Here is a 24960-nt window from a genome sequence, read left to right on the forward strand (position 1 = left end):
CGTTGACTTTTGGCACGCTGTTGAGTTCTCAAGGAACGGACACTTCCTTCGAGCCGCTTATCAGGCGGACCCTCCGGGCGCTTCGTTCTTTCGTGTTTCCCAGCTTAGCAGATCAATTTCGGCCGCTTTACCGGCTTCATTCGTTCTGAATTCCCACTGGGAGGAATTTTGCCGAATCCGTGGCGGGCACCCGTAGATGCTCACTGCCCCGTCTTGGCGATGTTGTAGACACTAAACCTTCAAGGCGACTGTTGTCCAGTCGGTCTCAACCGTTTAAACCTACTAGCACATGTGGACCGTGTCAACGGTTTTTGTGCGCCGATGAGAAGACTACCAGGTCAGCGGCCCTGTCCCGACCAGCCACGCGCTACGCCGCCACCGGGTTGAGGTCCGCCCGATCGGCGGAATCGACGTCGCCCGCGTCGCCGGTGGCGGCGGCTCGGCGGCCGAGGACCAGGGCGTAGAGGAGGAAGAGCACCTCGACGACTGCGCCGATGCCGATCCGGGCCCAGGTGGGGAGTCCGGAGGGGGTGACGAAGGCTTCGAGCAGGCCGCTGACGAACAGCACGACCGTGAGGCCAATCGCCATGCCGATGACCGATCGGCCCTCTTCGGCGAGGGCGGTCGCGCGGGGGCGGGGGCCGGGGTCGATGACGGTCCAGCCGAGGCGGAGGCCGAGGCCGGCGGCGACGAAGACGGCGGTGAGTTCGAGCAGGCCGTGCGGGAGCAGCAGGCCGAGGAAGAAGTCCAGGCGGCCGGCCGAGCTCATCAGGCCGAGGGCGACGCCCAGGTTCATCACGTTGCTGATCAGGACCCAGATCACCGGGAGGCCGAGCAGGACGCCGAAGATCAGGCACTGGGCGGCGATCCAGGCGTTGTTGGTCCACACCTGGGCGGCGAACGAGCTGGCGGGGTGGTCGGAGTAGTAGGTCTCGTACTGGCCGCCCGGCTTGGTCATCTCGCGGATCTGGTCCGGGGCGGCCAGGCTGTCGCGGATCTCGGGGTGGGCGCCCACCCACCAGCCGATCAGGGCGGAGAACAGGATCGAGAGCACCGCGATCGGTATCCACCAGCGGCGCGAGCGGTAGAGCGCCGCGGGGAAGCTGACGGTGAAGTACCGGACGGCGTCGCGCCAGGAGGCACTGCGGGCGCCGGTCACCGCGCTGCGGGCTCTGGCCACCAGGGTGGTGAGCCGACCGACCAGGGTGGGGTCGGGGGCAGCGGACTGGACCTGGGCCAGGTGGCTGGTGGCGCGTTGGTAGAGGGTGACGAGTTCGTCGGCCTCCTCCCCGCTGAGGCGGCGCCGCTTGCTCAGGACCTCCAGACGGTGCCACTCCGCCTGGTGGGCGGTGACGAAGACGTCGAGGTCCATGCGGCGGTCTCCTAGGGAGTAAGGGCTACGAGTGCGGCTCAGCATGCCAGAGGGGTGGGCTGCTCTTCGCGGGGGTTGGGCAGCGCCGTATGTTGGCGGCTGGAGATCGCGGGGGTGGCCCCGCCTGATCGGACGGGCGGGGTGGCGGACCATGAGTCAGTTGGTGACGGGCGAGGCGGTGGTCCTCGGGCTGCGGTCGGCCAAGCTGCCGAGTCGGGCGCTGGCGATCTGGCTGGATCTGCTGGCCCAGTTCACGGTGCTGATCGGCGCGTTCTTCCTGATGGACGCGGTCCTCAGCGCGGTGGACGACGCCGCGGCGACGGCGATCGCGCTCGGGCTGACGGTGTTCTGTCTGGTGGGCGTACCAGTGCTGGTGGAGACCCTGAGCCGCGGACGGTCGCTCGGGAAGCTCGCGCTGGGCCTGCGGGTGGTGCGGACCGACGGTGGACCGGTGCGGTTCCGGCACGCGTTGGTGCGTGGGCTGGTGGGCTTCGTCGAGCTGCTGATGTTCATGGGTGTCCCGGCGATCATCTGCTCGCTGGTCTCGCCGGAGGGCCGTCGGCTCGGGGACGTCTTCGCCGGGACCCTGGTGGTCCGGGAGCGGGTGCCCGGGTCGGGTGCCGGGCGGGATGCGCTGCCGCCGCTGTCCCCGGAGTTGATGCAGGGGCTGGGCGGCGGGCTGGTCGCGCTGGACCTGTCGGCGGTCCCGGAGGGGCTCTGGCTGGCGATCCGGCAGTACCTGGGGCGGATCGGGCAGCTCGACCCGGCGGTCGGGCACGGCATGGCACTGCGACTGGTCGGCGACCTGGTCGCCCGGACCGGTCAGGCCGCACCGTACGGGGTCCCTCCGGCCGCCTACCTCGGTGCGGTGCTGGCGGAGCGCCAGCGACGCGACTGGGAGCGGTCGTTGGGCCACCAGGCCCAGCAGGCGCGCGAGGCGCAGCAGGTACAGCAGCAGGCACCCCAGGCACACCCGTACGCGCCGCAGCCGACTCCTCCGCCCGCTCCTCCCGTGGCACCGCCGCCGGGGCCGACCGCTCCGCCGACCGGTTTCGCGCCGCCGGCCTGAGGGTGCGTCAGGCGTAGTACTCGGTCGGCCACTGGTTGGGCGGGGACTCCAGCTCCTCCAGTTCGATGCCCGAGGCGGCGAGCACCACGTCCCCGGCGAGGTGGACGATCTGCTGCTCGCCGGTCTCCAGGTCGGCGACCTGGTACTGCTCGACCTGGAGCGGGCCCGAGTCGGTCTCGTGGGTCTGCACGGACTCCAGCAGCCAGCCCTGGTCGAGGGTGCGGGGAGCGAGCACCGGGTCGGTGAAGGCGACCAGCCTGACCCGGGAACTGCTGCCCGGCTTGAGCCGGAGCAGCCGGGCGGTGGCGATCAGGAAGGCCGGGGACGAGCCGGTGAAGCCGTGTGCCCGGTCGTGGCCCTCGGCCGCGTGCTCGGGGTTGCCGTCGGCTGCCGTACGGACCCAGGTGACGCCGTCGACCGCGCCGCCGCGCACCAGCCAGCCGCCGGAGCGCAGTTCGAGCCGGAGCGGCCGGCTGCGGGAGTCCAGGGTGAGGTCGGTGGTGGCCAGCACGCTGCCGTCGGGGGCGTAGGTCTTGGAGACGTAACGCCAGCCCGCCGGGCCCGGGGCGCAGCTGAAGCGTTCCTCGCCGAGCGGCAGGTGGTCGTGCGTGTCGTGGTGCGCGTAGCGGCCGTTCGGCATGGGGTGAAGCCTACGTGCAACCTTTCCCGGGCCCGGCCGCATCAGCCTGTCGGGGGGTGTGCCGATGCATCACCCCGGGAGGGAGGGCCCGATGGTGAAACAGACGCACGCCGACGAGTTCACCGCGTACGTGGCTTCCAGGGTCGGCTGGCTCCGGAAGGTGGCGTACCTGCTCTGCGCGGACTGGCATCGGGCGGACGATCTGGTGCAGGAGAGCATCACCAAGCTGTACGTGCAGTGGTCGCGGGTGAGCCGGGTGGAGAACCTCGACGGCTACGCCAGGAAGGTGCTGGTGAACACCTTCCTGGCCGAGCAACGGACCGCCTGGTGGCGGCGGACCGACCGGACCGAGGTGCCGGCCGACGGGGCGATGCCGCTCACGGGCGATCTGGAGGCGGCGCTGGACCTGCAGCAGGCGCTGACGGCACTGCCGCCCCGGCAGCGGGCGACGGTGGTGCTGCGGTACTACTGCGATCTGAGTGTGGATCAGACCGCGGACGCGCTGGGCTGCTCGCCCGGCAATGTGAAGAGCCAGAGCGCACGGGGGCTTGAGGCACTGCGCCGCTCGCTCGCCCCGGAGCGGCTGGCGTTCTCGGAGGGAGCGGCGTAATGGCTGAAGAACTTCCTTCCCTCACTATGAAGTTGGAGGCACTCGTGGACGTTCCTGGACCGGTCAGCACGGTGGATGTGCATCAGGCGCAGCGGGACGGGCTGGCCCGGCTGCGCCGCCGTCGGCGGGGGGCGGTGGCGGCCGCCGGGGTGGCCGTGGTGGTGGCCGCGACGCTCTCGCTGACGCTGCCCGGCGGTGGCAAGCAGGCGGTCGGGCCCGCGCAGCCGGGGTCGCCGAGCCCGGTGGCCAGCCACTCGGCGAGTGCGCTGCCCACGTTCTCGAAGAGTCCGCTGTCGACGTCCTCGCCGTCTTCACTGCCCGGCGGCGGTACGCCCGTGCCGACGCTCTCGCAGACCCGGGCACCGTACAGCGGGCGGGCTCCGATCACGGTGGAGGCCGACTTCGGCTGGCTGCCGGCGGACGTGAACTCGGTCCGGTACAGCCTCACCCCGTTCGGTGTGACCATTCATGCCACGACCGGGCGCGGAATGCAGGCCGCGATCTACCGGCTGACGGCCTATCCGACAGGGACGACGCCCGAGCTCGCGGACTTTCCGACCGGAGCGCACGCGATTCGGGTGCCCGCGCCCGAGGTGAACGGCCAGGAGGCGTACTGGGTGTCCTCGGACGACCCGGGCTATGCACAGGGGCTGACCCGGCTGCGTTGGAAGGCCCCCGACGGGCGCTGGCTGGAGTTGGACAACAGCAACCTCGCGGAAGCGGACCGGCAGCCGGTGACCCAGCGGATCGCGGCCGGTGTGACGGCGGGCCACCGGTCGATCCCCCTGCCGCTGCGGATCGACGGGATCCCGTCGGGCTACGTCCTCAGCTCGGGCACCTTCGAGCGGCGGACCGAGGCGGGCAACGAGTGGTGGAGGACGGAGCTGAACTACTCCTCGGCGCCGGGCATGTACTTCAGCACGGTGATCACGCCGGACGGCGACGAGCCGGGGCGGCCCACCGCCGGACCTGCGGACGGCCGGTCGCGCCCCAGTACCTGCAAGGCCGCGGGTGGTGTGAAGGTCTGTGTGGCCCCGTTGCAGGAGAACGCACTCACCGCGGGGGGTGGCCCGCAGGGCTGGCTGGACAAGATCACCCTGCTCGGCGCCGACCCCGCCAAGTGGACGACCGACGTGCTCAACTGACGGTCCGTGGTCGATGAACGAGGGAACGCCCGATGCCGGGCGTTCCCTCGCTGTCTTGGTGCAACCATTCGGGGGCCCGGCCACATCAGGGGGGCAGGGTGCGCCCGTGTGCCGCCCGGGAGGGGGAATCTCAATGGCGAAGCTCTCACGCGACGCCGAGTTCACGGCATTCGTCACCTCGAGAGGCGGGTGGCTCCGCAAAGTGGCCTACCTGCTCTGTGCGGACTCGCACCGGGCGGACGACCTGGTGCAGGAGAGCATCACCAAGCTCTACGTGAACTGGCACCGGGCGGGACGGGCGGAGAACCTGGACGGCTACGCCAGGGTGGTGCTGGTGAACACGTTCCTCGCCGAGCAGCGCACCTCGTGGTGGCGACGGACCGCCCGGGGGGAGGCCGTGGTGGACGGTGTCGCGGTACTCGGCCGCGAGCTGGAAACGTCCTTGGACCTGCGGCGGGCACTCGCGGCGCTGCCGTCCAGGCAGCGGGCCACCGTGGTGCTCCGCTACTACTGCGATCTGACGGTGGACCAGACCGCCGAGGCGATGGGTTGCTCGGCCGGGAACGTCAAGAGTCAGACCTCGCGTGGTCTCGACGCGCTGCGGCGCACCCTGGCGGGGGATCCCAGTAGCGAATCCGGAGGAGTGACGTGGTGAACGACGAAATGCCGCAGCTGGCAGCGCAGTTGACCGAGCTCGCCGAGAACTCCGAGCCGGGGAGGATGCTGGATGTGGAACGGGCCCGGCGGGTGGGGCGGACCCGGATGCGGAGGCGGCGGCTGGCTGGCCTCGCCGGGGCGGCGGCGGTCCTGGTGACGGTCGGCCTGCTAGGCGCCGGATTCCGGGACCGGCACGACGGGACCCCGGTGCCGGCGGTCAGCCCGACCGTGGGACCGAGTTCGCTCACCATGAACGTACGGTTCGGCTGGGTGCCGGACTGGGCGCACTCCGGTTCGGGGTACACCGTCGAGAAGGGTCAGGGGAAGGCGAGCGTCCAGAGGGACGGTGTCCTCGTCGAACCCGCCTTGTCCGTGTGGCTGACGGAGCTCGGGTCGGAGCCGGGGGCCGAGTACGAGCTGCGGGACGCTCCGAAGGTGAACGGCCGCCTCGCGTACTGGCTGGATCCCGAGACCATCACCAGCGAGCCGGGGTGGCGTCCCTACCACCTGCGCTGGCAGGTTCCGGGCGGACGGTGGGTCCAGCTCAGGACGATGTACCTGCCGAGGACCACGGAGTCGGAGCAGGAGCTGCTGCGCGTCGCGGCGGGCGTCACCGTCGAGTCCGTGAACGTGCCGCTGCCGGTGCATTTCGCCGACGCGCTCGGACCGGTCCGGGCTTTCGACGCGACCCTGATCCGCTCGAACAGCCCCGGGGAAATCCGCTGGCGGATGGGGCTGGGGGTCGAGGTGAGTGGGCAGCGGCTCTCCGTCGTGGCCACCCGGAACACCACGCCCCAGCCGCCCCCGGAGTTCAGGTCGTCCAACGCCGAGTGCCGGACGGTGGGAGACGTCGACCTCTGCGTCAGCTGGGATCTGGCCATGGAGAAGGAGATGACGCCCGACGAGTGGGCGCTGGTCCGGAAGGTGCTGGCCGGGGTCGAGGTGGTCCCCGACTTCAAGTAGCGGGAACGGCCGTGCGGCCGGTGCCACGGGGGCACCGGCCGCACGGTTCGTTGCTGAGGCGGGATCAGTAGCGGTACTGGTCCGCCTTGTACGGGCCCTCGACCGGGACGCCGATGTAGTCGGCCTGTTCCTGGCTCAGGACGGTGAGCTTGACGCCCAGGGCGTCCAGGTGGAGGCGGGCGACCTTCTCGTCCAGGTGCTTGGGCAGCACGTAGACGCCGACCGGGTACTCCTCGGTCTTGGTGAACAGCTCGATCTGCGCGATSGTCTGGTTCGCGAAGGAGTTCGACATCACGAACGACGGGTGACCCGTCGCGTTGCCGAGGTTCAGCAGCCGGCCCTCGGACAGCAGGATGATSGTGTGGCCGTCSGCGAAGCGCCACTCGTGGACCTGSGGCTTGATCTCGGTCCGGACGATGCCGGGGAGCTTCGCCAGGCCGGCGATGTCGATCTCGTTGTCGAAGTGACCGATGTTGCCGACGATCGCCTGGTGCTTCATCTGCTCCATGTGCTTGGCAAGGATGATGTCCTTGTTGCCCGTGGTGGTGATGAAGATGTCGGCGATCGAGACGACCTCCTCCAGGGTGGTGACCTGGTAGCCGTCCATCGCCGCCTGCAGCGCGCAGATCGGGTCGATCTCGGTGATGATCACCCGGGCGCCCTGGCCGCGCAGCGACTCCGCCGAACCCTTGCCCACATCGCCGTAGCCGCAGACCACCGCGACCTTGCCGCCGATCAGCACGTCGGTGGCGCGGTTGATGCCGTCGATCAGCGAGTGCCGGCAGCCGTACTTGTTGTCGAACTTCGACTTCGTCACCGCGTCGTTGACGTTGATCGCCGGGAACAGCAGCTTCCCGTCACGGTGCATCTCGTACAGCCGGTGCACACCGGTGGTGGTCTCCTCGGTGACGCCCTTGATCGTGGCCGCGATCTCCGACCAGGGGAGGGTGGAGCGGCCGAGCAGCTCCAGGACGAGCGCGTACTCCTCGTTGTCGGCCGTGGACGGGTCCGGCACCTGGCCGGCCTTCTCGAACTCAACGCCCTTGTGGATCAGGAGGGTTGCGTCGCCGCCGTCGTCCAGGATCATGTTCGGGGTCTGGCCGTTCGGCCAGGTCAGCGCCTGCTCGGTGCACCACCAGTACTCCTCCAGCGTCTCGCCCTTCCAGGCGAACACTGGAACACCGGACGGGTTCTCCGGCGTGCCCTCCGGACCGACCGCGATCGCCGCGGCAGCGTGGTCCTGGGTGGAGAAGATGTTGCACGACACCCAGCGAACGTCGGCGCCGAGCGCGACCAGGGTCTCGATCAGGACGGCGGTCTGCACGGTCATGTGCAGCGAACCGGTGATCCGCGCACCGGCCAGCGGCCTGGTGGCCGCGAACTCCTTGCGGATCGACATCAGACCGGGCATCTCGTGCTCGGCGAGCTGGATCTCCTTGCGCCCGAAGGCGGCAAGCGAGAGGTCGGTCCTCGACCGTCAGGACGCCGGGCAGGTCCCGGGCGCGGGTCAGCACGAGGGTGCCGAGGGCGATGTCGAGCGAACCGAGGCCGAAGGGCGCGTAGACCGCGGTCCGTCCGGGGGTGCGCTTCCAGTCGCCGCTGAGCAGGTCGCCGACCGGGCGGACGTCCTCCTCGGCGACCACCCCGGCCTCGACGGCGAGGGCCAGCGAGGTCTTCTCCCGCAGCGAGTGCGAGACCTCGTCCACCACGTGGTCGGCACCGGCGAGCGCCTCGGGCGTCAGGTCGCGGAGCGACATGTGCAGGACGATCGCGTCGGCGGCGAGGCCGTCGAGGCGGTCGAGGTGCGGGGTGATCGCGGTGGTGGCCAGCAGGACCAGGTCGGCGTCCCGCAGGGCGTCGGCCGCCGAGTCGGCCACGGTGACCCGCAGGCCGTCATGGCCGGCCGTGAGCTCCTGGACGAACTCCCCGGCCCGCTCGGCCGAGAGGTCGAAGACGGCCACCTCGTCCAGGCTCCAGCCGTCGGCGAGGAAGGTCTGCACCGTGGTGGCGGAGATGTAGCCGGTGCCCAGCACCGCGAACTTGGTTGCCCGGCGGGCGCCTTCGGTGAGCGCGTCGGCGCCGACCAGGGCGGAGAGGGCGGTCCGGAAGCCGCTGATCCTGGCCCCTTCGAGCAGGGCCACCGGGAATCCGGTGGTGGTGTCGTTGAGCACGATGGCGGCCGAGGCCCGGGGCAGGCCGAGCCGGAGGTTCTCCGGGAAGCTGGAGATCCACTTGATGCCCATCGCGGGCACCGGTTCCGGGACGTACGCGGGGAGGGCGATCACCCGCTCGCGCGCCTCGGGATCGGGGCGCAGGAAGGAGCTGTCGGGGTTGACCAGCCGGCCCTGCGCGCTCTGGATGTAGACCTGCTCGACCAGGCGCTTGGCCTCGGCGTGCGCGCTACGGAGGACCTCGTCGACCAGTCGGCCGGGTACCACGGCCAGGTCGGGTGCGGTGCTGCTCACGGATTCTCATCTCCTGTGATCCTCGGTCTCCCCGGGCTACTTCCACAGGGAGAACTTCTTGGTGAGGGGGTCGAGTTCGTCGCGCCGGCCGAAGGCGGCCACCGCGTAGTACTCGATCTCCTCCTCGGTGGTGCCGGCCATCCTGACCAGCTGTTCGGCGAAGGTGTCCCCGGTCATCGCCGAGGTGAAGTCGTTCACCAGCAACCCTGCTGCCAGTGCCTCGCCGCGGAACCGGCGCAGGCCGGCGGCCCGGCCCTCCAGCACGACCAGCGAGAGGGCCGAGACCGGCCCGTGCGAATTCCCGTCGGCGTCACGGAAGTCGAGGAACGACATCTTTCCGGCCAGTTCCGGACTGTTCGCCGCAGCGGCGGCCGCCAGGCCGAGCGTGCTGTGCGCGACGGCGTTCAGCGCCACCCCGGTGGGCAGCTTCGCCTTGAGGACCACGGCGAACTTCCAGTCGGTGTCGACGGCGGACGGCTCGGTGAACAGGTCGGACACGGGGACTCCTTCGTGGGCATGGGACTTGGGGTCGGTGCGTTCAGGGTGCGAGGTAGAACTCGGCCTCGGCGAGCACGGCGGGGTTGAGCCGGTAGCCGGGCCGGCCCTGGAGCAGGCCGTCCGGTTCGATCCCGATCTCGGTCGAGCGGGCGAACTGCTCCTGGCAGGCGATCCGGAACCGCCGGACCACCTGGGCGATCGCGCTGCCGGACCGCCCGGTACGGGCGGCCAGTTCGGCCGCCGGGACGTACGGGACCTCCCGCTCCTCGGCCCGGGCGGCCCGCAGGTCCCCGGCCAGTTCGCGGAAGATGGCCAGCAGGGCGGGCGGGGTGCTCTCGTAGATCATCACGCCGTTGATCCACAGGCTCTCGCCATAGACGGCGAGGTCGAGCTCGGTCCGCTGCTCCCGCCAACTCCGGTGACCCTGGCGGAAGATGCCGAGAGCCGGCAGAAAGTCGGGTACCCGGTACAGCGATCGGGCTCCGAGGTAGCCGGCCAGCACCGCCTGCAGCCCGGCCTGCGGCGGCACCTGGAGGGCGGCCACCACCGCCTGCAGTGGACGGGCCACCCGCTCCCGCAGCTCCCCGAGGTGCTGGGAGAGCCAGGCAGCGGTGGAGGCCTTGCCGTAGAGGGCGAAGTGCAGCATGCCCCCGTCGAGCAGCGCGATGTCGGCCTCCTGGTCCAGCCCGGCCGCACGGAGCCGTTCGTGGAGCTCCATCGCGGACCGGATCAGATCCGGCGACCTGAGCCGGAGCTGACTGGCCAGCAGCATCCCCCGCCAGCGGACGTGTGCGGTCAACAGCACGGCCGAGCCGGGGAGTTCGCCGGTCACCTGGTGGGCGAGCCGGCGGAAGATCTCGGGGTAGGGCGAGGACAGGTACCCCTGCCAGCCGAACGAGAAGAGGTCCACGGCCGCGTTGAGATCCCGCTCGGAGTGGGACCTCGCGTACGACAGCAGGCTCTCGCTCACCCGGACGTACCGGCGCAGCAGCGCGCGGTCGTCCGGGGTGAGCCCCTGCGGGCCCATCGTGGCGGAGTCCACGAAGGAGCTGTAGCCGCCGCTTCGGACGTCGCCGAAGTGGAAGGCGAAGGCGGTGTCCGCCAGGACGGGGAGGTCCCCCGCCTCGGCGATCACGCCGTCCACGTACCGGCGCTGGGCGTCGGCCGTCCGGGCGGCGGCCTCGGTGTCACCGGCCGTCAGCCGGGCGATGACGAGGTCCGCGTACAGCCAGGCCGCATCGGCGTAGTAGGAGAATTCGCGGTACTTCTCCAGGCTGGCCTCGAAGGGATTCAGTGCGGCTTCGGGCCGGCCGGATCCGCACTCCTCGAGACCGCGTCGCCAGGTGATGAACGAGGTCTCCAGGAAGAGTCCGCTACCACCACCGATGCCGAGTTCGCGGGCCAGCCCGGAGAATGCCTCCGGGAATACCGAGTCGGCATATCCGGGCCAACCCTGGCTGATGTGGTCGGCCACTTCCACGAGCTTTTCGAGGGATTTCTCCTCGGCGCCCTCGTAGAGCCGGGCGATCGCTTCCTTGATGCGCGGAAGAACCCGTCCGGTGTAGAGAATGGAGGTATCCGCGTAACGGTCGGCGACCTCTCGCAGGACGGCCGCCGGAAGGCCCGCTCCGGTCCGGACCGAACAGATCCCGGCCAGGCAGAGCAGCATGGCGAGATCGTGCTCGTCGGTACGGTGCAGGATGCTCTCGGAGAGGTTCTCCAGCTCTGCCAGGGCCGGGACGAGCGTCGAATCGCCCGCCGTGGCGCAGTCCTGGAGATTGCGGCTGATCTCTGAGATCCCCTGCATGACGGCCCTTCGGTACGCGGATCCGCCGCTTTCGGACTTTTCGCGGATCTCGGACAGTTCTGAAACTATTTCACGCAACTCCTGAGAGGATAGCGCCCGGCAGATGTTCCGGGGTAGCCGGAGCGAGGTCGTCGGCCGGGAGTTCCACGCCGATCGAGCGGAGCCAGGTCTCGCTGTAGATCGTACTGGCGTACTTGTCACCGCTGTCCGCACAGAGACACACCGCGAGCTCGATCTCCGGATGTATTTCCAGATATCGCACACAGGCCGCCACCACCGATCCGGCCGAGGCACCGATATGCAGCCCGGCCGATCGCTGCACAAGCCGGCAGAAGTGCGCCGATTCGCTGATGCTGGCGATCTCCAGCTGGTCCACCAGGGAGCTGTCGAGGAAGGTGGACGGCCGGCTCGCGCCTATTCCGGAGAGGTGCCGTTTGCCGGGACTGCCGTGGAAGGCGATCGAGCCCTCGATGTCCACCGCGATCATCTTCGTGGCGGGTGACGCCGAGCGGAAGAACTGGCTGAGTCCGGAGAACGTCCCGCCGGTGGAGATCGCCGCGAACACCGCATCGGGCGCGCGCGGCAGCTGCCGGAACATCTCCGGGCCGGTCATCCCGCGGTGAATCGCCGGATTCTCCGGGTTGTCGTACTGGTTGGTCCAGACATAGGAGCTGTCCTGCTCGCGCAGTTCGGCGATCCGGTCCAGCCGGGAGAGCAGATAGCCCCCGGACTCGTCCCGCTCGGTCACGGTGATGATCTCGGCGCCCAGATCATTGAGGCGTTCCAGGCACTCCGACGCGATCAGCGGGTCGACCACCGCGGTGAAACTCACCCCGAGATAGCGGGCCAGCATCGCCAGGGCGATCCCCAGATTCCCGGAGGTGGACTCCAGGAGCCGCCCGCCGGGCTGCAGTTCACCCGACTCGACCAGGGCGCGGACCAGCCCGAAGGCGGTCCTGGCCTTGATCGAGCCGGCGACGTTGTGCCCTTCGAGCTTGAGGTGGATGACACGGGGCCGACCGCCGACGGTCAGCGTGACGGGCAGTACGGGCGTCGGTCCGAGAAGCGCCTCGAAGTGTTCGAGCCGCTGTTTCATCGACATCACGCCTGATCCCTTCCGTCCGGTCAGACCGAGGGGGTCGCGTAGACGATCCAGTTGTCGTGGGTGTGCGGGTACGGGCGGAAGTCGCCGTGCGGCGGGTCGTCCCAGGAGACCCGCTCCAGTGCGAGGATCTCCCAGCCGTCGAAGAGCGCCCGGATCTCCTCCTCGCTGTAGTACTTGAAGAGGGTGTCCTTGTAGGCGAAGGTGTTCGGCGCGATCTCCTCGCCCTCGCCGTAGGTCTGGTCCTCGGGGGTGAAGGCGTTGGTGACGAAGATGCCGCCCTCGACCAGCAGCCGGCGGGCCTCGGTGACCAGCGAGCTCGGGTCCTCGATCTGGCCGAACACGTCGAAGCAGGTGACCGCGTCCACCGAGCCGTCGATGAGCGGGAGTTCGGTGGCGTCGGCGCGGAGCAGGAAGGAGCGCTGACGGATGATCCGCTTGGCGTTCTGCAGACCGGTCGGGGCGATGTCCACACCGAGCGCGGTGAAGCCGGCGTCGACCAGCGCGGCCAGGTTCCGGCCGTCGCCGCAGCCGAGGTCGACCACGGTGCGGACCTCGCGGGCGGAGAGCGCCTTGATGGCCTGGGGGATCACCGGGATCGGGTCCTCCTGCCACAGCGGGGCGTCGTCGGTCTGCTGCTGGTAGGCCGCCTCCCAGCCGTACTGGAGCTCCTTGTAGGAGACATCGGTGGTCATTGTTACCTCCAAGATCGGTGGTGCGCCGGGTGGTTCGCGGGTCGGGCTGCGTTCCCGCCCGCCCTCAGAGCCTGCGGGGGGTCCGCCAAGCGACGACCAGGCCGCGGCCAAGCGGCGGCCAACCGGCCCGGAACGCAACGGGGACCCCGGGCCTTCCAAGGCCCGGGGTCCCCTGCTGACGTCCGGTCAGCTGCGCACCAGCGCATCGGCCAGGACGGACCAGAACTGGTCGATCCGGCCCGGCAGTTCGGTCTCCGCTTCGGTGCGGCGGATCAGGTGGATGCCGACCACCATGGCCAGCAGCACCATGGCGACCGTCTCGGCCGGCAGGTCCGTGCCGGGCGCACCGTCCGGCCTGGCCCGCAGCACTGCGCCGGCCAGGTCCCGTTCGACCGTCTCGACCAGGCTCGGCTCCCCGGTGGCGGGCGGACGGTCCACCAGCAGTCGGAAGGCGGCCCGGATCCGGATGTTCCCGTGGTACTGCCGGGACAGCCCGAGGACCAGCTCCCGGAGCACCTCGAAGGCGGGCGCCTCGGATCCGCCGGAGCCGTCCATCAGCAGCCGCCAGAACTCCTGGGCCTGGCGCACCAGTTCCTCGGCCAGCTGCTCCTTGGTACCGAAATGCCCGTAGAGTGCACCCTTGGTCATGCCGGTTCTGGCGGCCACGGCCTGCACGGTCGCGTTGGCATAGCCCTGGAGGGCGAACTCCTCCGCCGCCGCATCCAGGATCAGTTCGCGAGTGCGTCGCGCGCGCTCCTGCTTCATGGCACCGCCTCCCCTCTCGCCGACTTCGGCTCGAAGATACCTTCTCACAGGTATGTTTTGAAATCGCGCGAAACCGGGCATTGGATTGCATTCGATCCGTCGGCCCCCGCCGGCGGCCGGTCCGATCTGACGGCCAGTCACCAGGTCGGTCCTGCAATGGGATTGGGAGGGAAGCCGAAGGGCGGGGGCAGCTCAGCCGGCGGTCCGGCCCGGGCCCGCCAGTTCGACGGCCGAGTAGGCGGCGGCAGCCGTCTCGAAGCGCAGCGCGGCGTGCCCGGCGGCGGCCGTGACGTCGCGCCAGTGGCGCTGGACCGGGTGCCCGTCGGCCTGCCCGGCCGCGCCGCAGGACCGGAACAGCCGGTCCACCGCGGCCACCGCCAGCTCGGCGGCGAGCGCGCAGTCCCGCTGGTTCTCGGCGATCGACAGCGGGGTCACCACGCCGTCGTCGGCCCGCGCGGCGGCGCCCTCCAGCAGCAGCCGGGCCGCCTGGATCTCGCCCGCCGAGCGGGCCAGCACCTGCTGCCCGGCGACCGCCTGGCCGGTGGCCTGGCCGTCCACCCTGACCCGGCGGGCCGCCGTCTGCGCCCAGGCCCGCCTGGCCCCCTGTGCGGCACCCAGGATCGGTGCGGCGAACTGGAGCTGGGCCACCAGCGGGAACGGCACCCGGTGGCAGCGGGCCGCGTCGGGACGCGCTGTCCCGAGGTCGCTCTGGGTGAGCGTCAGCCGGTCCGGTACGAAGGCGTCCCGGACCACCACGGTGTGGGAGCCGGTGCCGCGCAGGCCCAGGGTGCGCCAGGTGTCCCGGATCCCGAACTGCTCCCGGGGCAGCGCGAAGATCCGGATCTCCGGCCCCTCCACCCGGCTCGCCAGCAGCACCCACTGTGCGTGGTCGATGCCGCTCGCGTACGCCCACTCGCCGGAGAGCCGCCAGCCCCCGCCCACCCGCACCGCCGTGCCGGACGGCGGCACCACGGCGGCGGCGATCCGTACGTCGGGGGAGGCGCCCCACAGCTCACGCTGCCCGGCCTCCGGGAGGTAGGCGGCGAGCCGGCCGTGCGCGGCGTAGAGCGCGCCGCACCAGGCGGTGGCCGCGCAGCTCTCGGCCACGGTCGCGGTCTCGGTGACCAGGGCGCGGAAGGTGCCGGCGGTGCCGCCCCAGCGCCGGGGTACGAAGTGCCGGGCGAACCCGGCCTCCGACAGCGCCGCGGCGAGCTCGGGGGTGAGCCGGCGGGCGTCCTCCACGGCGTGTCCTGAGCGGTGCGCCAGTGCGGCGACGCCTGCCGGGGTGCCGGTCGGTGTGACGGGCGGAAGCGTGGTGACGGTCATGCGCGTGGTCCCCTCCTCGCGGGCCCTCCCCAGGCCCCGGCGGCTCCGCCGGATGTCACGCGGCGGGGTGAGCTAGAAAATATACCGGCCGGAAGGTATTCGGCAAGGGATTCCCGGCGCAGCGGGGAGGCCCACGCGAAACGGCCCGCCCCCGTGGCAGGGGGCGGGCCGTTCCGGTGTGGCGAGGATCAGTTCTCGTCGGTGGGGGTGGCGTCGCCCTCCCCGTTCTCGCTCTCGATCTCCTTCTGGAGACCCAGGCGCTCGACGATCCACTGCTCGAACCCGACCGCGGCCTGGGTCCAGTTGGCGGTGGTCGTGACGAAGTACTCCAGGTTGACGCCGGTGCCGACGATCATCTGGGACTCACCGATGAGACGGACCACGCCGTCCTCGTGGGTGTGGGTGTAGACCTTCGGCCAGAGGGTCTCGCGGTTCCACTCGTCGATCAGGTCGAGGATCTCGCCCTTGTCCTCGAGCGGGTAGGACCGGTCGTAGAAGGCGCGGACCGCGAAGAGCTCCTTCTGCTCGCCGCGGAACATGTAGTAGACGCGGAAGCCGTCCCACGGCGCGGTGAGGTCACCCTCGTCGTCCACGACGTGCTTGAGCTGCATCTGGTCCAGCAACTGGGTGACCAGCGCCTGGTCCGGCACCACGATCGGCGGCGGGCCGGAGGGGCCCGGCTGGCCGCCCTGCGGGGCGCCGAACGAGGGGATGGACGACGGGTCGATGCTCATCAGGGGGTCCTCTTCTCAGTGCACAAGGGTGGCTGGCAATGAGGGGCCGCCCTTCCAGCCACCATCCTGCCTCATTCGCGGCCCGGGACACAGGGGTACCCGGGCCGCGGAGGACAGGTCAGCGCTTGGTCAGCGAGGCGGTCAGCTGCTCGGCCCGGACGGTCAGCCGGTCGGCGTCCTCGTCCCGCTCCACCAGCACCGTGTCACCGTCGTGGACCTGCCCGGACAGGATCGCCCGGGCCAGCTGGTCGCCGATCGCGGACTGCACCAGCCGCCGCAGCGGCCGGGCCCCGTACGCCGGGTCGTACCCGGTGATCGCGAGCCAGTCGCGGGCCGCCGGGGTGACGTCCAGGGTGAGCCGGCGGTCCTGCAGGCGGCCGGCCAGCAGGCCGATCTGGAGGTCGACGATCCGGCTCAGCTCGGCGGTGCCGAGCGGCTCGAAGACCACGATGTCGTCCAGCCGGTTCAGGAACTCGGGCTTGAAGGCCGAGCGGACGGTGTCCAGCACCAGCTGCTTCTTGGTCTCCTCCGGAGTGTTCGGGTCGACCAGGTACTGGGAGCCCAGGTTGGAGGTGAGGATCAGGATCGCGTTCCGGAAGTCCACCGTGCGGCCCTGACCGTCCGTCAGGCGGCCGTCGTCCAGCACCTGGAGCAGCACGTCGAAGACCTCGGGGTGGGCCTTCTCCACCTCGTCCAGCAGCACCACGCTGTACGGCCGGCGGCGGACCGCCTCGGTGAGCTGGCCGCCCTCCTCGTAGCCGACGTAGCCGGGCGGGGCGCCGACCAACCGGGAGACCGAGTGCTTCTCGCCGTACTCGCTCATGTCGATCCGGACCATGGCCCGCTCGTCGTCGAAGAGGAAGTCGGCCAGCGCCTTGGCGAGTTCGGTCTTGCCGACACCGGTCGGGCCGAGGAAGAGGAACGAACCGGTCGGCCGGTCCGGGTCGGCGATGCCGGAGCGGGTCCGCCGGACGGCGTCCGAGACCGCGGCCACCGCCTCCTGCTGGCCGATCAGGCGGCGGCCCAACTCCTCCTCCATCCGGAGCAGCTTGGCGCTCTCGCCCTCCAGCAGCCGGCCGGCCGGGATGCCCGTCCAGGAGGCCACCACGTCGGCCACGTCGTCCGGGCCGACCTCCTCCTTGACCATCGACTCGCTCGCGTCCTCGTCCTGGGCCCGCTCCTGGGCCTCGGCGAGCTCCCGCTCGGCGGCCGGCACCTCGGCGTACATCAGCTTGGACGCGCGCTCGAAGTCACCGTCCCGCTGGGCGCGTTCGAGCGCGCCGTGCAGTTCGTCCAGACGCTCCTTGACCTCGCCGACCCGGTTCAGCGACTTCTTCTCCTGCTCCCAGCGGGCGTTGAGCGAGCTCAATTGCTCCTGCCGGTCTGCCAGATCGCGCCGCAGCCGCTCCAGCCGGTCCACCGAGGCCGGGTCGGACTCCTTCTCCAGTGCCAGCTCCTCCATCCGCAACCGGTCGACGGAGCGCTGGAGTTCGTCGATCTCGACCGGGGAGGAGTCGATCTCCATCCGGAGCCGGGAGGCCGCCTCGTCGACCAGGTCGATCGCCTTGTCGGGCAGGAAGCGGGCGGTGATGTAGCGGTTGGACAGGGTGGCGGCGGCCACCAGCGCGGCGTCCGAGATCTGCACCTTGTGGTGCGCCTCGTACCGGCCCTTGAGGCCGCGCAGGATGGCGATGGTGTCCTCGACGCTCGGCTCGCCGACCAGCACCTGCTGGAAGCGGCGCTCCAGTGCCGGGTCCTTCTCGATCCGCTCGCGGTACTCGTCCAGCGTGGTGGCGCCGACCATCCGCAGCTCGCCGCGGGCCAGCATCGGCTTGAGCATGTTGCCCGCGTCCATCGAGGAGTCGCCGCCGGCGCCCGCGCCGACCATGGTGTGCAGCTCGTCGATGAAGGTGACGACCTGGCCGTCGCTGGACTTGATGTCGTTCAGCACGGCCTTCAGCCGCTCCTCGAACTCACCGCGGTACTTGGCCCCGGCGACCATCGCGGAGAGGTCCAGCGAGACCAGCCGCTTGCCGCGCAGCGAGACCGGCACGTCGCCGGCCACGATCCGCTGGGCCAGGCCCTCGACCACGGCGGTCTTGCCGACGCCGGGCTCGCCGATCAGCACCGGGTTGTTCTTGGTCCGGCGGGAGAGCACCTGGATCACCCGGCGGATCTCCTGGTCCCGGCCGATCACCGGGTCGAGCTTGCCGTCCCGGGCGGCCTGGGTGAGGTCGGTGCCGTACTTCTCCAGCGCCTTGTACGTGCCCTCCGGATCGGCCGAGGTCACCTTTGCACTGCCCCGGACGTCCTTGAAGGCCGCCAGCAGCGCCTTGGGCGTGGCGCCGTACCGCTGGAGCAGGTCGGCCACCTGCCCGCCCTCGGCGGCCAGGCCGACCAGCAGGTGCTCGGTGGAGAGGTACTGGTCGTCCAGGTCCTCGGCGCGCTTGCCGGCCTCGGTCAGCACGGCCATGGTGTCCCGGGCCAGCTGCGGGGCGGAGACGGTGGAGCCCTGCGCGCTGGGCAGGGTGGCGAGCTGCCGCCGGGCGGCGGCCAGCACGGCGGGGACGTCCGCGCCGACCGCTTCGAGCAGCGGGCGGGCGATGCCCTCAGGCTGCTCCAGCAGGGCCAGCAGGATGTGCACCGGCTTGACGTCCGGGTTGCCTGCGGCGCTGGCCTGTCGGATCGCGGCGGACAGGGCGTCCTGGGTCTTGCTGGTGAACTTGCTGGCGTCCACTGCGGGGGGCCTCCTCATATGACAGTTGGACTGTTCGACAAGTTGAGTCTACCCCGCTCAACTTTGCGGAGCCAGGGCCATTTCAGTGTTCGGGTCACTGTTTCCGGGTCAGGCCGAGCAGTACGCGGGCCGGTCCGGCCGGGCGGTGACCGGCCGGCCAGACCGCGCGCAGCGGCCTGGCCAGGTCCACGTCCACCGGGACCGCGACCAGCCGTCGGGTGGCCAGCTCCTCGGTGACGGCCAGCTCGCTCAGGCAGACCGGTCCGGCGCCGGTCATCGCGGCCGCCTTCAGCGCGGTCGAGGAGGCGAGCTCCAGCCGGGGCGTGGTCGCCCCGCCGTACGGAGCGAGGGCCTGCTCCAGCACCTCCCTGGTGCCCGAGCCCGGCTCGCGCAGCACCAGCGGGGTGGCGGCCAGCTCGGCGCCGGTCAGCGGGGTGCGGCGACGGGCCCACGGGTGGCTCGGCGCGACCACCACCACCAGCCGGTCGGCCGCCACCACCGCGCCGGCCAGCCCGGGCGGGGTGGTCGGGCCCTCCACGAAGCCGAGGTCGGCGTCCCCAGCGAGCACGTGCGAGGCGACGTCCGCCGAGTTGGCGGTCCGCAGGATCACCGAGGTGTCGGGGCTGACCTGATGCAGCGCCAGCAGCCAGCCCGGCATCAGGTACTCGGCCACGGTCAGGCTGGCCACCACGGTCAGCCGGGCGTCCCGGCGCTCGCGCAGCGCGTCGATCCCGGCGTCCAGCGCCTGCGCCGCCTCGACCACGTTGCGGGCCCACTCGACCACCACCCGGCCGGTCTCGGTCGGCCGCGAGCCGCGCGGCGAGCGCTCCAGCAGCGGGACCCCGATCTGCCGCTCCATGCCCTTGATCCGGGCGCTGGCGGCGGGCTGACTGACCCCCAGCTCGGCCGCCGCCCGGCCGACGCTGCCCAGCCTGGCGACCGCGAGCAGCAGTTCCAGGGCACCGAGCTCGGGCACACGCGGAGAGAGGGGCATAGGGCCAGGCTATGTCCTCATAGGGCGGGACGCGCTACCGGCCGATCATGACGACAGGCACGGTGGAGGCATGGCCACCCTCACCGCATCCCGCACCGCCGCTTACGGCCTCGACCTCGGCCGGCTCGGCCCCAACTGGTACGCCGCCGTCATGGGCACCGCGATCGTCGGCAACGGCGCCGCCGCCCTCCCGGTCCACCTGCCCGGGCTGATCGGCTTCGGCGAGGTGGTCTGGGCGTTCTCCTTCCTGGCGCTGGCGGCCCTGGTGACCGGCCGCGCGGTGCACCTCACCCGGCACCGGGCCACCGCCCGCGAGCAGCTGCTCGACGAGCCCGCCACCGCCGTCTTCTACGGCTGTCCGCCGATGGCCCTGATCGCGGTCGGCTACGGCACCCTGGTGCTCGGCTCCCGGCTGATCGGCACCGAGGCCGCGGTCGCGATCGACCTGGTCCTGTGGACCACCGGCACCCTCTACGCCGTCCTGGTGGCCGGGGGCATCCCGTACCTGATGATCACCCGGCACCGGGTCTCCGCCCTCAAGGCCAACCCCACCTGGCTGCTCCCCGTGGTCGCCCCGATGGTCGCCGCCGCGCTCGGCCCCGCGCTGATCCCGCACCTGCCCGCCGCGCTCGGCCCCGCCATGCTGTACGGCTGCTACGCGCTGTTCGGCGCCAGCCTGCTCGGCACCCTGCTGGTGCTGCCGGTGGTCTTCGCCGGTCTGGTGCACAGCAAGCTGCCCGCCCTGGTGCTGACCCCCTCGCTCTTCCTGGTGCTCGGCCCGCTCGGCCAGTCCACCACCGCCGTCAACCAGCTGGCCGACGCCGCGAAGTCGGTGGCCCCCGCGCTGGCCGGGCCCGCCCTGGGCTTCGCGGTCCTGTACGGCGTGGCGATGACCGGCTTCGGGGTGCTCTGGCTCGGGGTGGCGATCACCGCCAACCTGCGGGCGCTGCGGGCCGAGATGCCGTTCGCGATGACCTGGTGGGCCTTCACCTTCCCGGTCGGCACCATGGTCACCGGCACCGCAGGACTCGCCAGGCACACCGGATTCGACGGCTTCACCGGCCTGGCCGTCGCCCTGTACCTGCTGTTGGTCGCCGCCTGGGCGGTCGCCCTGGTGCGCACCCTGAGCGGCCTGCTGGACGGTCGGCTGCTCGGCCCGGTGCGCGCCGCCTGACGGCCCGTCCGCCCGGTCCGGCTGCAGGTTCCTGCACTTGCGGGAACATGCAGTCGGACGCCTCTTGTTCACCGGCTGTCACGCTGTGAGGGTGGAACCACGCCAAGGTCGTCCGGGCAACCGCAGCCCGCGAACAGCGACTTGCTCCGCTACGGGGGTGCCCCGGTACGTACGCGTGCCGGTGCAACGAAGTGGAGCCCCGGCCGGAGCGCCATGTGTGGTGATGGCCCCGGTCCGGAGTCGGCGAGGCGTTGCTGCTCCGCCTCGCTGGAAGCGCTCCGACCGGCGTGAGATCGACGGGTTCCCCGGGGCTTCGGGCTCCGGGGGACGCGTCGGATCATCCCTGAGGGATCATGGGCGGGACGGACCCATGGGTGATCGACGGCAGGGAGGTGCACCGCGCGTGGCCTCCACCGAGGAACTCCCCGACGAGAGCGCCCGCGAGCTCTACCTGGCGATCCTCTCCAGCGGTGGCCGGCTGCCGTTCGGCGCGCTCGCCGACACCGACCGCGCCGCCCTCGAGCAACTGGTCCGCTCCGGGCTGGTGCTGCCCAACGCGCTCGACCGCACCTACGTGGCCGTCAGCCCGCGCTCGGTCAGCGAACGGCTCTGCACCGAACTGCGCTCGGCCGCGACCAGACTGCTGCTCCGCGCCGAGGAACTGCCCGACGTGCTCGGCGGCCTCACCCGGGCGTACGAGTCCACCCCACGGATCGCCCTCGAACCGGCCAGGCCCACCCTGATCGACGGTCAGCAGCAGATCAGGCAGCGGATCGCCGAACTGCTCTCCGAGTGCCGCACCGAACTGCTCACCGCCCAGCCCGGATCCCGGGAGCCGGAGACTCTGGCGCTCGCCCGGCAGCAGGACCTGGCCCTGCGCCGACGCGGCATCCGGCTCCGCACCCTCTACCAGCCCAGCGCGCTGTCCGAGCCCGCCACGGTCGACTACGCCGTCGCGCTCTCCGCGCAGGGCTCCGAGCTGCGCATCCTGGACGAGCCCTTCCAACGGACGCTGATCATCGACCGCGCGGTGGCCGTGGTGCCTGCCGCGGACGACAACAGCCGGGCCGCCTTCATCTCCGACCCCACCGCGGTCGCCTTCCTGGCCGCCGTCTACCAGCGGGACTTCGGCCGGGCCGAGACCGTCGACTGGTGCCGCCTGGGCACCGAACCGCCGCTCCAGGCCGCCGCCCACCGGGTCGGCCGGATGCTCGCCGGCGGTCTGACCCAGCGGGCGGTGGCCACCCGGCTCGGGCTGAGCGAGCGGACGGTGGCCGGCCACATCGCCCGGCTGCGCGAGCAGTACCGCGCGCAGACCCTGTTCCAACTCGGCTGGCAGATGCGTGGAGGGCGACGTGACTGACGTACGGCTGCCGGACGAGGCCGAACGCGAGCTCTACCTGGACGTACTCTGCCAGGGCGGCCGGATCACGCTGGCGATGGCCGCCGAGGCCGACCAGGACGCGCTGGCCCGGCTGTTGGCGAACGGCCTGCTGGTGAGCAGTGCGCAGGGTTTCGGCTACACCGCCGTCAACCCGCGCACCGTCGCCGCCCGGATCAGCGCCGAACTCCGCTCCACCGGCACCCGGCTGCTGGTCGAGGCCGAAGAACTGCCCAGCCTGCTCGGCGAGTTGACCAAGGTGTACGAGAGCGCCCCGCGCCGCTCGGTCCGCTCCAGCGTGGTCCAGCACGTGCACGACGCCGCGGACATCGTCCACCGGATGCGGGAGTTGGAGGCCGGCGCCCGGGAGGAGATCCTGATCGCCCAGCCCGGCCGCCCGCTGCCACCCGCCCAGCTCGACCACGCGGTGGCCAGGGCACGCGGCTTCGCCGCTCGCGGCGGCACCGCCCGCGCCCTCTACGAACCGTCCGTCCGGACCGACCAGCCCACCGTCCGCTATGCCACCGCGATCGGCGAACTCGGCATGCGGGTACGGGTGTTGGGGGAACCCTTCAAGCGGACGATGATCTTCGACCGGACGGTCGCGGTGGTCCCCGCCGCCGCCGACCACAGCAGCGCCGCCTTCGTCGAGGACCCGGCCGTGGTGGCCTTCCTGGTCGGCGGCTTCGAGCGCGACTGGGCCCGCGCCGAACGCGTCAGATGGAGCGACGCCGACACCTGCGCCGACGAACGCCCGGTCGACGAACAGATCGGCCGCCTGCTCGCGGCCGGCCTCACCCAGCGCACCATCGCCACCCGCCTGGGTCTCAGCGAGCGCACCGTCGCCGGACACATCTCCCGGCTCCGCGACCTGCACGACGCCGAGACCCTGTTCCAGCTCGGCTGGCTGCTCCGTGGCGGCCGCGATGCCTGACCTCCCACTGCCCGGCGAGGCCGAACGCGCGCTCTACGCCGAGGTGTTGGCGCAGGGCGGCCGGGTGCTGTTCCGTGACGTCGCCCACCAGGATGCCGCCACCGTGCTCCGGCTGCTCGAGATCGGCCTGCTGGTCCACCACACCGAGGACGCCACCCTCACCGCCGTCAACCCCCGCACCATCGCCGAGCGCCACGCCGCCGACCTTCGCTCGGCCGGCACCCGGCTGCTGCTCCGGGCGGAGGAGATCCCGGCGTCGCTGGACGAGTTGGTCCGGGCCTACGACGCGGCGCCGCGCAAACTGGAGCGTTCCGGCGGGGTGCTGCACATCCAGGACCTGGAGGAGATCCGCTCCCGGATGCTGCAGCTCGAAGCCGACTGCCAGGACGAGTGCCTGGCCGCGCAGCCCGGTGGCGCCCGCCCCGCCGAGCACCTGAACGGCGGGCTGGAACGGCTGCGCCGCCTGCTGGCACGGGGCACCAGGCTGCTGGTGCTCTACGAGGAGGCCGCCAGGCATGACCGGCCCACCGCCGAGTACGCGGCGACGATCACCGACTGGGGGGCCAGGCTGCGGATCCTGCACGAGCCGTTCAGCCGGATGCTGATCTTCGACCGGGCGACGGCCGTCATCCCGGCGGCCGCCGACCACGCCACAGCCGCCATCGTGGAGGACCCGGCCGTGGTGGCCTTCCTGGTCAGCGGCTTCGAACGGGACTGGGAGCGCGCCGAACGGGTCCGCTGGCAGGCGATCGGAGACCAGGTGCACGAGCAGGTCGGCCGGATGCTCACCCAGGGGCTGACCCAGAAGGCGATCGCGAGCCGGCTCGGGCTGAGCGAGCGGACGGTGGCCGGGCACATCGCGCGGCTGCGCGAACTCCACGACGCCGAGACGCTGTTCCAGCTGGGCTGGCAGATGCGGGGTGCCCGTGGTGCTGAGTGAGGCCGAACGCGCGCTCTACGCCGAGGTGCTGGCCCAGGGCGGCCGGGTGCTGTTCCGGGAGGTGGCCGGTGAGGACGCCGCGACGGTGCTGCGCCTGTTGGAGATCGGCCTGTTGATCCACCACACCGAGGGCGCCATGCTCACCGCGGTGAATCCCCGGACGGTGACGGAGCGGCGGGCCGTCGGTCTCCGGTCGGCGGGCCTGCACGGGCTCCGGATGGCGGACGAAGTGCCGGATCTGCTGGGCGAGTTGTCGCGCGCCTACGACGCCGCACCCCGCAAGGTCGACCTCTCCAGCGAGGTGGTCCAGGTCGCCGACATGGAGCAGATCCGCTCCCGGCTCCTCCAGATCGAGGAGGACAGCCGGGAGGAGACGCTCTCCGCCCAGCCGGGGGGTGCCAGGCCGGCCGAGTTCCTCGCCTTCTCGCTCGAACGGTCCCGCCGATTCCTGGACCAGGGCGGAGCGCTCCGCACCATCTACCAGCCCGGCGCCCGGCTGGACGGGCCGACCGTCGAGTACGCCGCCGCCCTCACCGCGTACGGCGAGCGGATCCGGGTCCTCGACGAGCCGTTCACCCGGCTGTTCGTCTTCGACCGCCGGGTCGCGGTGATCCCGGCCGCCGCCGACAACAGCAGCGCGGCCTTCGTGGAGGACCCGGCCGTGGTGACCTTCCTGGTCAACAGGTTCGAGCGGGACTGGGAGCGTGCCGAACGGGTCAGCTGGCAGGCGATCCGCCAGGTCGGCGAGCCGGTGCACGAGCAGGTCGGCCGGATGCTGGCACAGGGCCTGTCCCAGAAGAAGATCGCGAGCCGGCTCGGGCTGAGCGAGCGCACGGTGGCCGGGCACATCGCCCGGCTGCGCGAGCTGTACGACGCGGAGACGCTGTTCCAGCTGGGCTGGCAGATGCGGGGGGCGGAGGGAGGGTCGGACGGCTGACCGCCCCACCGTCCG

At 71.4% G+C, this 24960-nt stretch carries 21 protein-coding genes and 2 pseudogenes; 10 read left to right on the forward strand and 13 right to left on the reverse strand.

What is annotated here, in order from left to right; genetic code table 11:
- Window positions 1–367: 367 nt before the first annotated feature.
- Complete coding sequence (locus ASC99_RS09255) at window positions 368–1372, reverse strand: stage II sporulation protein M (protein ID WP_057230200.1); 1005 nt, start codon at window positions 1370–1372, stop codon at window positions 368–370.
- 151 nt (window positions 1373–1523) lie between these two features.
- On the opposite strand from ASC99_RS09255, the gene ASC99_RS09260 reads away from it, so the two are divergent.
- Window positions 1524–2441, forward strand: a complete 918-nt coding sequence (locus ASC99_RS09260; RefSeq protein WP_057230201.1) for an RDD family protein — start codon at window positions 1524–1526, stop codon at window positions 2439–2441.
- 7 nt (window positions 2442–2448) lie between these two features.
- Here ASC99_RS09260 and ASC99_RS09265 read toward each other — a convergent pair whose 3' ends face one another.
- A complete protein-coding gene (locus ASC99_RS09265; RefSeq protein ID WP_057230202.1) occupies window positions 2449–3081 on the reverse strand; it encodes a hypothetical protein in 633 nt (210 codons plus the stop codon).
- Between the two features lie 91 nt (window positions 3082–3172).
- Between ASC99_RS09265 and ASC99_RS09270 the strand changes: the two genes are divergently transcribed.
- From ASC99_RS09270 to ASC99_RS09290, 4 genes are all read left to right on the forward strand, one after another.
- The gene (locus ASC99_RS09270; protein WP_057230203.1) at window positions 3173–3691 is read left to right on the forward strand and encodes a SigE family RNA polymerase sigma factor; all 519 of its coding nucleotides are present in this window, start codon (window positions 3173–3175) and stop codon (window positions 3689–3691) included.
- A 44-nt stretch (window positions 3692–3735) separates the two neighbouring features.
- Window positions 3736–4836 carry a hypothetical protein gene (locus ASC99_RS38380; protein WP_157531451.1) on the forward strand — a complete coding sequence of 367 codons (1101 nt, stop codon included), beginning with the start codon at window positions 3736–3738 and terminating at the stop codon, window positions 4834–4836.
- 133 nt (window positions 4837–4969) lie between these two features.
- Entirely contained in the window at window positions 4970–5491 is a 522-nt protein-coding gene (locus ASC99_RS09285) for a SigE family RNA polymerase sigma factor (RefSeq protein ID WP_057230206.1), read from the forward strand.
- Entirely contained in the window at window positions 5488–6456 is a 969-nt protein-coding gene (locus ASC99_RS09290; protein ID WP_057230207.1) for a hypothetical protein, read from the forward strand. Before ASC99_RS09285 ends, ASC99_RS09290 begins: the two co-directional genes overlap by 4 nt.
- A 64-nt stretch (window positions 6457–6520) precedes the next feature.
- Here ASC99_RS09290 and ahcY read toward each other — a convergent pair.
- From ahcY to ASC99_RS09350, 11 genes and pseudogenes are all read right to left on the reverse strand, one after another.
- Window positions 6521–7921 (reverse strand): annotated as a pseudogene (gene ahcY / locus ASC99_RS09295) (adenosylhomocysteinase); the annotation flags it as partial.
- A 46-nt stretch (window positions 7922–7967) separates the two neighbouring features.
- Window positions 7968–8921: pseudogene (locus ASC99_RS40275) on the reverse strand (2,3-diaminopropionate biosynthesis protein SbnB); the annotation flags it as partial.
- Between the two features lie 36 nt (window positions 8922–8957).
- Entirely contained in the window at window positions 8958–9419 is a 462-nt protein-coding gene (locus ASC99_RS09310) for a DUF2000 domain-containing protein (RefSeq protein WP_200948304.1), read from the reverse strand.
- Between the two features lie 40 nt (window positions 9420–9459).
- Entirely contained in the window at window positions 9460–11226 is a 1767-nt protein-coding gene (locus ASC99_RS09315) for a hypothetical protein (RefSeq protein WP_057230211.1), read from the reverse strand.
- Between the two features lie 70 nt (window positions 11227–11296).
- Entirely contained in the window at window positions 11297–12328 is a 1032-nt protein-coding gene (locus ASC99_RS09320) for a pyridoxal-phosphate dependent enzyme (RefSeq protein ID WP_063857040.1), read from the reverse strand.
- Between the two features lie 23 nt (window positions 12329–12351).
- Window positions 12352–13023 carry a class I SAM-dependent methyltransferase gene (locus ASC99_RS09325; protein WP_082598205.1) on the reverse strand — a complete coding sequence of 224 codons (672 nt, stop codon included), beginning with the start codon at window positions 13021–13023 and terminating at the stop codon, window positions 12352–12354.
- Between the two features lie 186 nt (window positions 13024–13209).
- Entirely contained in the window at window positions 13210–13788 is a 579-nt protein-coding gene (locus ASC99_RS09330) for a TetR/AcrR family transcriptional regulator (RefSeq protein WP_057230212.1), read from the reverse strand.
- Window positions 13789–13980: 192 nt separating this feature from the next.
- Window positions 13981–15114 (reverse strand): acyl-CoA dehydrogenase family protein, encoded by a 1134-nt coding sequence (locus tag ASC99_RS09335; RefSeq protein ID WP_057230213.1) that lies wholly within the window; start codon window positions 15112–15114, stop codon window positions 13981–13983.
- 188 nt (window positions 15115–15302) lie between these two features.
- On the reverse strand, window positions 15303–15848 hold the full coding sequence (locus tag ASC99_RS09340; protein ID WP_057230214.1) for a YbjN domain-containing protein: 546 nt from the start codon (window positions 15846–15848) through the stop codon (window positions 15303–15305).
- Window positions 15849–15966: 118 nt separating this feature from the next.
- Complete coding sequence (gene clpB, locus ASC99_RS09345; RefSeq protein ID WP_057230215.1) at window positions 15967–18585, reverse strand: ATP-dependent chaperone ClpB; 2619 nt, start codon at window positions 18583–18585, stop codon at window positions 15967–15969.
- 94 nt (window positions 18586–18679) lie between these two features.
- Complete coding sequence (locus tag ASC99_RS09350) at window positions 18680–19579, reverse strand: LysR family transcriptional regulator (protein ID WP_057230216.1); 900 nt, start codon at window positions 19577–19579, stop codon at window positions 18680–18682.
- Window positions 19580–19649: 70 nt separating this feature from the next.
- On the opposite strand from ASC99_RS09350, the gene ASC99_RS09355 reads away from it, so the two are divergent.
- From ASC99_RS09355 to ASC99_RS09375, 5 genes are all read left to right on the forward strand, one after another.
- Window positions 19650–20753, forward strand: a complete 1104-nt coding sequence (locus ASC99_RS09355) for a TDT family transporter (RefSeq protein ID WP_057230217.1) — start codon at window positions 19650–19652, stop codon at window positions 20751–20753.
- A 403-nt stretch (window positions 20754–21156) separates the two neighbouring features.
- Window positions 21157–22116: a hypothetical protein gene (locus ASC99_RS09360; RefSeq protein ID WP_057230218.1), complete on the forward strand. Its 960-nt coding sequence runs from the start codon at window positions 21157–21159 to the stop codon at window positions 22114–22116.
- Window positions 22109–23068: a LuxR C-terminal-related transcriptional regulator gene (locus ASC99_RS09365; RefSeq protein WP_057230219.1), complete on the forward strand. Its 960-nt coding sequence runs from the start codon at window positions 22109–22111 to the stop codon at window positions 23066–23068. Before ASC99_RS09360 ends, ASC99_RS09365 begins: the two co-directional genes overlap by 8 nt.
- A complete protein-coding gene (locus ASC99_RS09370) occupies window positions 23061–24008 on the forward strand; it encodes a LuxR C-terminal-related transcriptional regulator (protein WP_082598214.1) in 948 nt (315 codons plus the stop codon). Before ASC99_RS09365 ends, ASC99_RS09370 begins: the two co-directional genes overlap by 8 nt.
- Window positions 23995–24945 carry a LuxR C-terminal-related transcriptional regulator gene (locus ASC99_RS09375; protein ID WP_235502923.1) on the forward strand — a complete coding sequence of 317 codons (951 nt, stop codon included), beginning with the start codon at window positions 23995–23997 and terminating at the stop codon, window positions 24943–24945. The genes ASC99_RS09370 and ASC99_RS09375 overlap by 14 nt, the downstream gene beginning before the upstream one ends.
- Window positions 24946–24960 lie beyond the last annotated feature (15 nt).

Origin of the sequence: Kitasatospora sp. Root107 (assembly GCF_001424875.1) — a bacterium.
GTDB lineage: Bacteria > Actinomycetota > Actinomycetes > Streptomycetales > Streptomycetaceae > Kitasatospora.

Coding starts and splice junctions, on each gene's coding strand:
- ASC99_RS09255 (WP_057230200.1), bottom strand. CDS start 1,372: ATGGACCTCGACGTCTTCGTCACCGCCCACCAGGCGGAGTGGCACCGT.
- ASC99_RS09260 (WP_057230201.1), top strand. CDS start 1,524: ATGAGTCAGTTGGTGACGGGCGAGGCGGTGGTCCTCGGGCTGCGGTCG.
- ASC99_RS09265 (WP_057230202.1), bottom strand. CDS start 3,081: ATGCCGAACGGCCGCTACGCGCACCACGACACGCACGACCACCTGCCG.
- ASC99_RS09270 (WP_057230203.1), top strand. CDS start 3,173: ATGGTGAAACAGACGCACGCCGACGAGTTCACCGCGTACGTGGCTTCC.
- ASC99_RS09285 (WP_057230206.1), top strand. CDS start 4,970: ATGGCGAAGCTCTCACGCGACGCCGAGTTCACGGCATTCGTCACCTCG.
- ASC99_RS09315 (WP_057230211.1), bottom strand. CDS start 11,226: ATGCAGGGGATCTCAGAGATCAGCCGCAATCTCCAGGACTGCGCCACG.
- ASC99_RS09320 (WP_063857040.1), bottom strand. CDS start 12,328: ATGTCGATGAAACAGCGGCTCGAACACTTCGAGGCGCTTCTCGGACCG.
- ASC99_RS09325 (WP_082598205.1), bottom strand. CDS start 13,023: ATGACCACCGATGTCTCCTACAAGGAGCTCCAGTACGGCTGGGAGGCG.
- ASC99_RS09330 (WP_057230212.1), bottom strand. CDS start 13,788: ATGAAGCAGGAGCGCGCGCGACGCACTCGCGAACTGATCCTGGATGCG.
- ASC99_RS09335 (WP_057230213.1), bottom strand. CDS start 15,114: ATGACCGTCACCACGCTTCCGCCCGTCACACCGACCGGCACCCCGGCA.
- ASC99_RS09340 (WP_057230214.1), bottom strand. CDS start 15,848: ATGAGCATCGACCCGTCGTCCATCCCCTCGTTCGGCGCCCCGCAGGGC.
- ASC99_RS09350 (WP_057230216.1), bottom strand. CDS start 19,579: ATGCCCCTCTCTCCGCGTGTGCCCGAGCTCGGTGCCCTGGAACTGCTG.
- ASC99_RS09355 (WP_057230217.1), top strand. CDS start 19,650: ATGGCCACCCTCACCGCATCCCGCACCGCCGCTTACGGCCTCGACCTC.
- ASC99_RS09370 (WP_082598214.1), top strand. CDS start 23,061: ATGCCTGACCTCCCACTGCCCGGCGAGGCCGAACGCGCGCTCTACGCC.